The organism is Streptomyces lycii (assembly GCF_009735685.1).
Classification (GTDB): Bacteria; Actinomycetota; Actinomycetes; order Streptomycetales; family Streptomycetaceae; genus Streptomyces; species Streptomyces lycii.
Genome location: NZ_WHPN01000208.1, coordinates 1 through 11,741 on the forward strand (window position 1 = coordinate 1; position 11,741 = coordinate 11,741).

Consider the following 11,741-nt stretch of genomic DNA (forward strand, 5'->3'; position numbering starts at 1 on the left):
GCCCAGGCCGGTGACCAGCGTCGCCACCGCGGCGACCGCCACGACGCCCAGCCAGATCCCGGGGCCCGCCTGCGGCAGCGCCCGGTCGGCGCGGACCAGGCAGTACGGCACCAGCCCCGCGAGCCCGGCCGCCGTGCCGAGGAACACCCCGGTCACCAGCAGCACCAGCCCCTCGGCACCGACCGTCCGCAGCACCTGCCCCGGAGTCGCCCCGCACAGGCGCTGCTGGGCGAACTCCCGTCCCCGGTACGACGTCGCCGCGTACAGGCTGTTGACCAGCATGACGCAGCAGAACGCCACGATCACGCCGACGACGACGAGGTTCACCGTCTCCAGGTTCTTGTCGTCGACCGACTTCACGAGCCCCGACGCGGCTCGCGCGTCGCTCTCGGCGGCCTGCATGTACAGCGTCGCCGTCGCCATCCCGGTGAACAGGATCAGCGGCATCAGCACCCCCGACGCCTGCGCCGCCCGCTGCCGCAGATTGTGCGCCGCCAGCTCACCGGCCGCTCCGCCCAGCGCGCCGGGCAGCGGCTGGAGCCGGGCCGGCAGTGCCCGCAGCAGCACCGGGGAGAACGACGCGAGCCCCAGCGCCAGCAGGATCGACCCGTACGCGGCGGGCGCCATCAGCGCCGGTTCCGTGGCGTCCAGCGCGAACGTCGTGCACACGCCCGCCGCGCCCGCCACCAGCGCCACGACACCGGCGACGGTACGGACCCGGCCGCGCGGCGCCCGCGCCCCCGCCGAGCGCCCCCGCCCCCGGCGGACCGCGAGGAACGCCGCCCCCACGGACGCCAGCAGGGTCACGCCCATTCCCGACATCAGGCCGATCGGCCCGAACACGTGGCCGACATCGCCGGCGACCTGCCCGCTGTCCCGGAACCGCTCCACGAGCAGCCGCCCGCCGAGCGCCGCCGGCCCCACCGCCGCCGCCGCCCCGACCAGGCCGACCACCGCCGCCTCGCCCACCACCATCCGGGTCAGCTGCGCCGGGGTCGCGCCCGCACTGCGCAGCAGTTCCAGCTCACCGGCGCGCTGCCGGACCGTCACCGTCAGCGTCGACGCGACGGCGAAGAACACCAGCAGCGAGCCGTAGCCGCCGACGACGCCCGCCGTGATCCCCAGCGTCTCCGCGCTGACGTCGTCCACGCCGTCCGCACCCGCCGTGTCGTGCAGCGAGCTGAACGCCATGACGATGGCCGCGCCAAGGAAGGCGGCCAGCAGGGTCGACACAAAGCGTCCGGGCCGCCGCCGGACGGAACTCAGGGCCAGGGTCAGCATGCCTCACACCCCCGCCGCGAGACGGCCGGCCGCCCGGTCGCCCAGGTGCGCGAGCCGTTCCGCCACCACGTCCGCGGTCGGTGCCCGCAGCTCCCCGGCCAGCCGCCCGTCCGCGAGAAACAGCACGGAGTCCGCGTACGAGGCGGCGACCGGGTCGTGCGTCACCATCACCACCGTCCGGCCGTGCTCCCGTACGGACTGCTGGAGCAGCGTCAGCACGTCCCGCGCGCTGCGGGTGTCCAGAGCCCCGGTCGGTTCGTCGGCGAAGACCAGGGCCGGCTCGGTGACCAGCGCGCGGGCGATCGCGACGCGCTGCCGCTGCCCTCCCGACAACTGGTCCGGCCGGTGCCCCAGCCGGTCACCGAGGCCCACCCGCCGCAGGATGTCCGCGGCACGGGCCCGGTCCACCGGCCGCCCGGCGAGCCGCAGCGGCAGCGTGGTGTTCTGCTCGACGGTGAGCGTCGGCAGCAGGTTGTACTGCTGGAAGACGAACCCGATCCGCTCCCTGCGGAACCTCGTCAGCGCCGCCTCGCCGCCGCCCGACATCTCCTCGCCGTCGACCACGACCAGGCCCCGGTCCGGCCGTTCCAGCCCCGCCGCGCACTGGAGCAGCGTCGACTTCCCCGAGCCCGACGGCCCCATGACCGCCGTGAAGCTCCCCGCTGGCAGAGCCAGCGTCACCCCGTCCAGCGCCGTCACGGCGCTCTCCGCGTCTCCGTACACCTTGCCGACCCCGACCAGGCGCAGCGCCTCAGGACTTCCGGCCCGCGCGGTCCTCCGCTTGCGTCGCAGCATGTCGTTCCCCCTGTTTCTCCGGTGGACGCCGCGTTCGGCGGCACTGCTCCGAAGCTACGGATCACGCGGCGCGGGCACACGGGGCGCAGGACCCGGAAGGACGGTGGTGCCGAGTGCACCCCGGGGGCGGGGCAACCGCCCTGCCCCCGGGACAACCGGAGGCCCCGGGCGGGCGCCCTCCGGGGCGCGGGCCGGGACGTCGCCGCCCCGCGCCCCGCACCCGGCCGCCGCCCGGGGCGTCCCCGGCCGTCAGCCCCGGGCGGCCGCCCGCCGCAGGACCGTGACCCCGCGGGGCGGGAGAACCAGCGGCCCGGCCTCACCGTCCTCCCCGCGCTCCGGCGCGTCGCCCGCCAGCACCTCGCCCGTGACCCCCGGCAGCTCGGCCGGCTCGTCGGTGCGGTTGACCAGGAACCAGAACTCGGCGTCCGCGCCCGCGCGGACCGTCAGCTCCACCCGGCCGCGGACGGACTCCGGGAGGTCACCCGGCACACCCGCCGCCTGAAGCGTCCGCGCCAGCAGGGGACACAGGCCCTCGGGCCCGAGCCGGGTCGAGACATAGGTGGCCGTGCCCCGCCCGGCCGCTCGGCGGGTGACCGCCGGCCCGCCCGCCCGGTCGCCGGTGCGGTACGAGGCCAGCACCTCCGTGCCGGTGTCGGTGACCGTGATCCGGTCCGTCCACAGCGTGCCGGTGGAGCCGTCGTCCAGCTCCGCGGTCTCGCCGTCGAGCAGCGGGGCGAACTCCTCGATCCGGATGCCGAGCAGGTCGCGGAGCGGACCGGGATAGCCGCCGAGCCAGGCGTGGTCGTTCTCGTCGACGATGCCGGAGAAGTACGTCGTGAGGAGGTGCCCGCCGTTCTCGGTCCACCGGGTCAGCTCCTTGGCCAGCGGCTGCGGCACCATGTGCAGCACGGGGGCCACCACCACGTCGTAGCGGTCCAGGTCCGTGCCGAGCGGCACCACGTCCGCCCGTACGCCCAGGTCCAGGAAGGCCGAGTACCAGTCGAGCGCCTCCTGCTTGTAGTTCAGCCGCGAGCTGGGGTGGGAGTCCTGCTCGGCGGCCCACCACGACTCCCAGTCGAAGAGGATCGCGGCCCGGGCGGGCGCCCGGCCGGACCCGGCGGCCGGCTCCAGTTCGCGCAGCACGCGGCCGAGCCCGGCGACGGAGCGGAAGACCTCGCTGTCCGCCCCGGCGTGCGGCACCATCGCCGAGTGGTACTTCTCGGCGCCCGCCGCTGACTGCCGCCACTGGAAGAAGCAGACGGCGTCCGCGCCGTGCGCCACGTGCAGCAGCGAGTCCCGCGCCAGCTCGCCCGGCCGCTTCGGCCGGTTGACCGGCTGCCAGTTGACGGCGCTGGTGGAGTGCTCCATCAGGAACCAGGGCCGGCCGCCCGCGATGTTGCCGGTGAGGTTGGCGGAGAACGACAGCTCGTCCAGGCTGCGCGGTCCGGGGAGGACGTAGTGGTCGTTGGAGACGAAGTCCACCTCGGACGCCCAGTCCGCGTAGTGCATCCCGCGCATCTCGTTCATCACCATGAAGTTGGTGGTGACCGGGACGTCCGGGGTGATGCGGCGCAGGAGGTCGCGCTCGGCGCGCAGATGGTCCTTCAGCGCGTCGGAGGAGAAGCGCTTGAAGTCCAGCTGCTGGGTGGGGTTGGGATGGGACGCCGCCAGCCGGGGCGGCAGGATCTCCTCGAAGCCGGAGTACCGCTGGGACCAGAAGGCGGTGCCCCAGGCGTGGTTGAGCGCGTCGATCGTGCCGTAACGGCTCCGCAGCCAGAGGCGGAAGGCGCGGGCGGCGTCGTCGGAGTAGTCGTAGAGGTTGTGGCAGCCCAGCTCGTTGTTGACGTGCCAGGCGGCGAGCGCCGGGTGCTCGGCGTACCGTTCGGCCAGCGTGGTGACCAGGCGCAGGGCGTACTCGCGGAAGACGGGGGAGGTGGGCCGCCAGTGCTGGCGGGCCCCCGGCCACAGGGTCTCGCCGCGCTCGGTGACGGGCAGGATCTCGGGGTGGGCCGTGGTCAGCCACGGGGGCGGTGACGCGGTCGCGGTGGCCAGGTCCACGGCGATGCCGCCCGCGTGGAGCAGGTCCATGACCTCGTCCAGCCAGCCGAAGTCCCAGACGTCCTCGGCGAGCTGGAGACGGGCCCAGGAGAAGATGCCGAGGGAGACGACGGTGACTCCGGCCTCCCGCATGAGGCGGACGTCCTCGTCCCACACCTCGCGGGGCCACTGCTCGGGGTTGTAGTCGGCGCCGTAGGAGAATCTCGGCGTGGTGTCGCCGTCCGGCCTGCGCAGCAGGTGGCGGGCGGTGGCGGGGGTGTGGCTCATGCGTGTTCCTTCCGGCGTCACTTGTTGACGCTGAAGCCCTGGTCGTTGCCGTACTCGGCGGATTTCCGCTGCCAGGCCTCCAGGCCGGTGGCCAGCCGCTGGCGGGAGACGTACGACTTGCCGACGGTGTCGTTGAAGACCGAGTTGGCGTAGACCTGGTAGGGCAGGTACGACCAGTCGTCGGCGACGTTCCTCGCGGACTCGGCGAAGACCTCGTTGGCCTTCTGGCCGCCGAAGTAGTCGAACTCGGTTGCCAGGAACTTCTTCGACGTGAGGTCCTCGGTGGTGGCCGGGAAGGCGCCCTCCGCGAGCCGGGCCCGCACACCGTCGCCCGCGTTCGCGTACTCGGTGAAGGCGTACGCGAGGGCCTTGTTGCCGCTCGCCGCCGGGACGGTGAGGGAGCTGCCGCCGTTCTCCGCGCTCGCGGTGTTCCCCTTCTCCCACTGCGGCAGGGGCGCGGCGCGCCAGTCACCGGCCGCGCCCTTGACGCCCGATTCGAAATTGGCGGGCATCCACGCCCCGGCGGCCAGGGTGGCGATGCTGCCGTCGGCCAGGCCCTTGTACCACTCGTCGGTCCAGCCCTTGACCGGCGCGAGCAGATCCTCGTCGAGCAGCTTCTGCCAGGTGGCGGTGACGGCCTTCGACCCCTCGTCGGAGAAGTCGATCCGCACATCGGTGCCGTCGACGGTGTACGGCCGCCCGCCCGCCTGCCAGACGAGGCTGGTGAGAAAGCCCGCTTCCCCGGTGTCCGCGGTGATGCGGACGTTTGGGTCGGCCTTCTTCAGCTCGCGCGCCGCGTCCACGTACGCGTCCCAGGTCTCCGGGACCTCGATGCCGTGCTTGTCGAAGACCTTCTTGTTGTAGAACAGCGCCATCGGGCCGGAGTCCATGGGCAGTCCGTGGACGCCGCCGTTCGCGGTGACCGCGCTCCACGGGCCGGGGGAGTAGGCCTCCTCGAGCTTGTCCGCGCCGTACGGGGCGAGGTCGGCCACGGACTTCGACATGGCGAACTGGCCGAGGGCGTAGTACTCGATCTGCGCGACGTCGGGCACACCGTCGCCCGCGGACACGGCGTTCTGCAGCGCGGTGTACTGGTCGTCGGCGGTGCCCGCGTTGACGAGTTCCACGTCGACCTTCGGGTACTTCTTCTCGAAGTCGGCGACGACCTGCTTCAGGGTCGGCTCCCAGGCCCACACGGTGAGCTGCCCGCCCTTCTTCAGCGCCGCCTCGACGTCCGCGGGGGAGCCCTCGGAGGCCTGCTCGTCGTCTGCGGATCCGCAGGCGGCCGCGCCGAGGGCGAGCACGCAGAGCACTGCGGTGCCGCGCAGCAGGCGGCGGTTTCTCTTCACCATGGCTTCATCTCGCTTCGTCGTGGGACGGACAGGTGCGATGGACGGGTGCGACGGACAGGTGCTACGGACGGGTGCGACGGACAGGTTGGAGAGCCGGCGGTGCACCGGGCCGGCGGCGTACGCGCCGGTGGCGGCACCGGCCGGCCGGGGCGGGGGCGTCAGTCCTTCACGCCCCCGGCGGCGAGGCCCGACCGCCAGTACCGCTGGAGCAGCAGGAACGCGGCGATCAGCGGCACGATGGTGAGCAGGGAACCGGTGACCACGAGATGGAAGACGGCCTCGCCGCCGGCCGACTGCGCCTGCGCGCTCCACGCGTTGAGGCCGAGCGTCAGCGGATACCAGTCCGGGTCCTTGATCATGATGAGCGGCAGGAAGTAGTTGTTCCAGGTCGCGACCATCGTGAACAGCAGCACGGTGACGATGCCCGGGGACAGCAGCGGCAGGCTGACCCGGAAGAAGGTGTGCAGCTCGCTCGCCCCGTCGATCCGCGCGGCCTCCATCAGCTCGGTGGGGACCGCCTCTGTCGCGAAGACCCACATCAGATAGAGCCCGAACGGCGAGATCAGCGACGGGACGATCACGGCCCAGGGGGTGTTGGTGAGGCCCATCTCGCTGAACATCAGGAACGTGGGCACGGCCAGCGCGGTGCCCGGCACCGCGACCGCGCCGATGACCACCGCGAAGACCGCGCGCCTGCCGGGGAAGTCGAACTTCGCGAGCGCGTAGCCGCCGAGCACCGCGAGGAAGGTGGCGCCGCCCGCGCCGAGGACCACGTAGAGCAGCGTGTTCAGCAGCCAGCGGACGAAGACGCCGTCGTCGTAGGTGAGGGTCTGTGCGATGTTGTCGAAGAGCGCGAAGTCGCCGGCGAACCACAGGCCGAAGGAGCCCAGCAGCCCTTCCTGGGTCTTGGTCGCGTTCACGGCGAGCCAGAACAGCGGCACCAGGCTGTAGAGCAGGACCAGTCCGGTCAGCACCGTCAGCAGGACGCTGCGGCGGGGGCGGGTGCGGGAGCGCGGCCGGCGCGGGGCGCGCAGCCGGGGCGGTGCGGTCCTGCTGCGCCCGCGCGGGGCTGCGGACGGGGCGGAGGCGGGGGCTGCCATCGGTCAGACGTCCTTTCGCATGCCGCGGAGCTGGACGACATAGGCGATGACCATGGTGATCAGGCCCATGATGATCGCGACCGTGGCCGCGTAGTTCTGCTGCCGGCCGGCGAAGGACAGCTCGTAGGTGTAGAGGTTGGGCGTGAAGTACGTGGTGATCGCGTTGGGCGCCAGCTTCTGCAGGATGCTCGGTTCGTTGAAGAGCTGGAAGCTGCCGATGATCGAGAAGATCGTCGCGATGACCAGAGCGCCCCGGATGGCGGGGAGTTTGATCGAGCGGACGACCCGGAGCTGCCCGGCGCCGTCGATCTCCGCGGCCTCGTAGAGGGACTGCGGGACCACCCGCAGCGCCGAGTAGAAGATCAGCATGTTGTAGCCGGTGAACTCCCAGGTGACGATGTTGCCGATGGAGGCCAGCGCCAGGTCGGGGGAGAGCGGGTCGGGGAGCGTGACCCCGAGGGCGTCGTCGATGTTGGCGACGAGACCGAAGCGGGTGCTGTAGAGGAAGCCCCACATCAGGGTGGCGACCACCGCGGGGACCGCGTACGGCAGGAAGATCGAGATCCGGAAGAAGCCCTTGCCGTACAGCCGGCCGCTGTCCAGGGCGAGAGCGACGAGCAGCGCGATGCCCAGCATGACCGGCACCTGTACGGCGAGGAACGCGGTCACCCGGCCGAGCCCCTCCCAGAACTGCGGGTCGGCGAGGGCGTCGCCGTAGTTCTCCAGGCCGACGAAGGTGGTGCCGCCGATGATCTGGTCGCGGAAGAGGCTCAGATACAGCGAGTAGCCGATCGGCGCGAGGAAGACCAGGCCGAAGACCGCCAGGAACGGTCCGATGAAGCCCCAGCCGGCCCAGCGCCGCCGGTCGCGTGGCCTACGGGCGAGCAGGGCCGGGCGCTCGGCCGCCCCCGGCGGTGACAAGGCCGTCATGGTCGTTCCTCGATCGCTCGCGGGGACATTTGTTCACGTAAACACGACCGTCGGACGCGGCACCGGAGCAGCTGATGTTTACGTAACCATGGATTGGCGAGATGTCTACACTGCCTGCTGAGAGGGGTCAAGAGGCTCTGCGGGAATCCGCGCGGGCCGGGGCCGGGACGAGAGGGCACGCGTGGACGAGACCGCGGGATTCGCACAGCGGGACGAGGGGCCGGCGGCTCCGTCCGGCGCGGCCGGGGCCCGGCACCCGGGACGCCGGGCCTCGATGGCGGACGTGGCCCGGCTGGCCGGGGTGTCCTCGCAGACGGTCTCGCGCGTCTCGAACGGCTTCCCCGGCGTCACGGAGGAGACGCGGCGCCAGGTCCTCGCCGCCATGAAGCAGATCGGTTACCGGCCGAACAGCGCGGCCCGAGCGCTGAAGCGCGGCGAGTTCCGCACCATCGGCGTCATCCTCTTCTCGCTGTCCAGCACCGGCAACGTGCGCACCCTGGAGGCGATCGCCGCGTCCGCCGCACACGAGGGGTACGCCATCACCCTGCTGCCCGTCGCCGTGCCGACACAGGACGAGGTGCGGGGGGCCTTCACGCGGCTCGGCGAGCTAGCCGTCGACGCCGTCATCGTGATCATGGAGGTGCACCTGCTGGACGCGGTGACGGTGTCGCTGCCGCCGAACGTGCAGGTCGTGGTGGCCGACTCGGACGCCGGGGACCGCTACACCGTCGTGGACACCGACCAGGTCGGCGGCACCCGGGCCGCCGTGCGGCATCTGCTGGACCTGGGACACCGCACCGTCTGGCACCTCGCCGGGCCCGAGGAGTCCTTCGCGGCGCAGCGGCGCGCCGGTGCCTGGCGGGCCGCCCTGGAGGAGGCCGGGCGGGAGGTGCCCGAACCGGCGCGGGGCGACTGGTCGGCCGAGTCCGGGTACCGGGCCGGGCTGCGGCTCGCCGGGGAACCGGGCTGCACCGCCGTGTTCGCGGCCAACGACCAGATGGCCCTCGGACTGCTGCGCGCGCTCCACGAGCGGGGCCGGTCGGTGCCCGGTGACGTCAGCGTGCTCGGCTTCGACGACATCCCGGAGGCCGGGTCCTTCGTGCCGCCGCTGACCACCGTCCACCAGGACTTCGCCGAGGTCGGACGGCGCTGTGTGCAGGGCGTCCTGCGGCAGGTGCGGGGCGAGAGCCCCGAGCGGGGCACGACGCTCGTACCGACCCGGCTGGTGGTCCGTCGGTCCACCGGGGCGCCGCCCGCCGGAGACCGGTGAGGCCCCGGCGGGCGGCGCTGTGGCGGTGCGGCGCTGCGGCCGTGTGCGGCTGAGCGCGGAGCGGCGGCGCACGCCCGGCGTGCGGGGCGTACATCCGGTGCGCGGGCGAGCGGCACGCGGTGACGCACGCCGGGTCCGCGGTGCGCGGTGGCGTACGCCCGGTCCGCGGTCCGCGGTGCGCGGGCGAGCGGCACGCGGTGACGCACGCCCGCTTCGCGGCGCGTGGTGGCGTACGCCCCGTGCGCGGATCAGCTGCCGCGCCGCCACTGCTGGTTGTGGGCTCCGTTGCAGCTGTAGGTGATGATCGTCGCGGAGTCGGCCGTCGAGCTGTCCGAGACGTCCAGGCACTCGCCGGTCGCCCGCGAGGTGAGGGTGACGTGGCCGCCGCCCGCGTCGGACACCTGCCACTGCTGCGCGGCGGTCGGTGCGCCCGCGCAGGGCTGCTGCTGCATGGCGCCCGAACCCGGTTCGGTGACGCACAGCGAGCTGTGCCGCGCCATCAGCTGGACGTACCCGCCGCCGGTGTCCTTCAGCCAGAACTTCTGGTTGCCGCCGCCGTTGCAGCTGTACTGCTTGAGCAGGGCGCCCGGCTCCAGTGACTGGCTGGTGACGTCGGCGCACTTGCCGCTGTGCCGCGCGGTCAGCGTCTCGTACGGGCCGCCGCGGCCGGTGACCGTGCCCGCCTCGGTGTCGATCTCCAGCTCGGGATACCACTCCATGGACATGCTGGTGGAGCTGGGGAAGGTCAGCGGCGCCCAGACGTAGCGGGAGTCGCCGACACTGCCGCCGAAGGAGTTGCCCCAGCGGTCGCCGAGATAGAGGTACGAGGTGCCCCGGCTGCCCTCCACGGGCAGCACGTAGGCGGTCTGCGAGCCGTATGCCGTCCCGTCCCCGACATTGGTCATCGAACTCCACGGCCCGGCGAGCGAGGTCGCGGTGGCGTACTTCTGCTGGTTGGGGCTCCAGCCGGTGGCGCCGGAGGTCAGCATGAAGTAGACGCCGCCGCGCCGGAAGAGGGCGGGCGCCTCGCGGTGGCCGCCCGGCCACGGGTTGGCGACGAGCTGCGCGACCTGGGTGAAGTCGTCGGTGAGCCGGTAGATGTGCAGGTCGTAGTTCTCCCGGGCGGCGGAGACCATGTAGCCCGTGCCGTCCGTGTCCTTGAAGACGGTGATGTCGCGGGACATGTGCTCGCCGAGCGGGCGGAAGGAGCCGCGCCAGGTGTAGTCGCCGTCGACGGTGGAGGAGGTGGCGACGGCGGCGCGGGCCTCGCCGTAGTCCCTGCCGTTCTCCTTGTGCATCCACATCACGAACTGCCCGGTGCGGTCGTTGTACACGACCTTGGGCCGCTCGATGTTGGCGACGGCCAGCTCCGGGTCGCTGGCCTGGGTCAGGACGTGGTTGCGGAACTCCCAGTTCTTCAGGTCCGTGGAGCGGTAGGCGGAGACGTAGCGGAAGGTGTTGTCGGCGTTGCGGTTCTCGCCGAACCACCAGTAATAGCCGTCGGCTTCGAGGACGCCGCCGCCGTGCGCGTGCAGCGGGTTCCCCGCGGTGTCGGTGAACTGGACACCGTTGGTGACGGTCACGGGGGCGGCCTGCGCGGAGGCGGTGAGGGAGAGCGCGCAGGCGAGGGCCAGGCCCAGGGCCAGCAGGGCGGAGCGCAGGCGGGTCACACGTCCTCCTTGAGCACGGTGAAGTGGCGGGCGAAGCCGGTCAGCCCCGGGAGTTCGCGGAGCGGCGTCCAGGTGGTGAGCCCGTCGTGGCTGTCGCTGTACCAGTACTTCTGCTCGGCGTAGCCGTCGAAGTACGCGCGCCAGCCGCCGTCCGGCAGCCGCACCAGGGCCGGGCCCTCGCGCCAGCTGCCCCAGCCCGCCCAGTCGCCGGTGCCGAGGAAGGTGTACGGCCCCTCCAGCCGGTCCGCGACCGCGTGCTCCAGGTACTTCGTGGTCTCCTGCTTGGTGATCGCGTGGTAGCGGCCGTCGTGCCGGACGACGAAGGTGTCGATGTAGTTGGACGTGTCCAGGCCCGCGACCGGCCGGGGTTCGCTCCAGTCGCCCGGACCGGTGCCGGTGGCGCTCAGCAGATGCGGGACGAAGGTGTAGTCGCCCGTCAGGTCGAGGGAGACGAGGACATGGACGGAGCCGTCCTCGTCCACGAACCACTCCGGTGCCCAGGTGCGGGCGGTCCCGGTGGTCGGCAGGGTGTGGGTGCCGGCGAACTCCCAGTTCACCCGGTCCGCGCTGCGGGCGAAGCCGATCGTGTTGCCGGTCCAGTCGGTGGTGTGGACGATCCAGTAGTCCCCGTCGCCGCGCCGGATGATGCTGGGGTCCCGGATCAGGCCGCTGGGCGGGGTGTAGGCGGGGCCCTTGAGCAGGGTGTACGTGGTGGCGTCCGAGGACTCGTACACGTACATGTTCGATTCGCTGGTGTTGGTGAACGCCGTCATCGTGTAGCGCGCGGCCGCCGGCGCGGAGGGTGCCGGGGCGTGCGGTGCCGGTGCGGCCGGAGACATGGCGTGGGCGGTGCCCGGCACGGCCGCGAGGGCGCCGGCTGCGAGCGCGCCCTTCAGTAACAGCCTGCGGCCGGGTGGGGGTCTGCGGCTCATGTGGGGGTCTGCCTTCCGGTGGGGGGCATGCGTGGTGCCGGGAAAGCCCGGGCGGTCCGGACCGCGCCGCGCCGACCGGTGTTCGC

General features: G+C 72.6%; 9 protein-coding genes. 1 reads left to right on the forward strand and 8 read right to left on the reverse strand.

What is annotated here, in order from left to right; all coding sequences use genetic code 11:
- The 6 genes from GCU69_RS08430 to GCU69_RS08455 form a co-directional block, all read right to left on the reverse strand.
- The coding region (locus tag GCU69_RS08430; RefSeq protein WP_156205542.1) for an ABC transporter permease at window positions 1-1,281 on the reverse strand (1,281 nt) is incomplete at its 3' end.
- Between the two features lie 3 nt (window positions 1,282-1,284).
- Window positions 1,285-2,076, reverse strand: a complete 792-nt coding sequence (locus tag GCU69_RS08435; RefSeq protein WP_098750303.1) for an ABC transporter ATP-binding protein — start codon at window positions 2,074-2,076, stop codon at window positions 1,285-1,287.
- Between the two features lie 249 nt (window positions 2,077-2,325).
- Window positions 2,326-4,401 (reverse strand): beta-galactosidase, encoded by a 2,076-nt coding sequence (locus GCU69_RS08440; protein ID WP_098750304.1) that lies wholly within the window; start codon window positions 4,399-4,401, stop codon window positions 2,326-2,328.
- A 17-nt stretch (window positions 4,402-4,418) separates the two neighbouring features.
- Window positions 4,419-5,753 carry an ABC transporter substrate-binding protein gene (locus tag GCU69_RS08445; protein WP_156205543.1) on the reverse strand — a complete coding sequence of 445 codons (1,335 nt, stop codon included), beginning with the start codon at window positions 5,751-5,753 and terminating at the stop codon, window positions 4,419-4,421.
- A gap of 158 nt (window positions 5,754-5,911) precedes the next feature.
- Window positions 5,912-6,853, reverse strand: a complete 942-nt coding sequence (locus tag GCU69_RS08450; protein WP_098750306.1) for a carbohydrate ABC transporter permease — start codon at window positions 6,851-6,853, stop codon at window positions 5,912-5,914.
- A 3-nt stretch (window positions 6,854-6,856) separates the two neighbouring features.
- Complete coding sequence (locus GCU69_RS08455) at window positions 6,857-7,783, reverse strand: carbohydrate ABC transporter permease (protein WP_156205544.1); 927 nt, start codon at window positions 7,781-7,783, stop codon at window positions 6,857-6,859.
- A 274-nt stretch (window positions 7,784-8,057) separates the two neighbouring features.
- Here GCU69_RS08455 and GCU69_RS08460 point away from each other — a divergent pair, with 274 nt between their 5' ends.
- Window positions 8,058-9,053 carry a LacI family DNA-binding transcriptional regulator gene (locus tag GCU69_RS08460; RefSeq protein ID WP_098750358.1) on the forward strand — a complete coding sequence of 332 codons (996 nt, stop codon included), beginning with the start codon at window positions 8,058-8,060 and terminating at the stop codon, window positions 9,051-9,053.
- Between the two features lie 248 nt (window positions 9,054-9,301).
- Here GCU69_RS08460 and GCU69_RS08465 read toward each other — a convergent pair whose 3' ends face one another.
- Both GCU69_RS08465 and GCU69_RS08470 read right to left on the reverse strand, forming a co-directional pair.
- Entirely contained in the window at window positions 9,302-10,723 is a 1,422-nt protein-coding gene (locus GCU69_RS08465) for an RICIN domain-containing protein (protein WP_156205545.1), read from the reverse strand.
- On the reverse strand, window positions 10,720-11,655 hold the full coding sequence (locus GCU69_RS08470) for a glycoside hydrolase family 43 protein (RefSeq protein ID WP_156205546.1): 936 nt from the start codon (window positions 11,653-11,655) through the stop codon (window positions 10,720-10,722). Before GCU69_RS08470 ends, GCU69_RS08465 begins: the two co-directional genes overlap by 4 nt.
- Window positions 11,656-11,741: the final 86 nt, after the last annotated feature.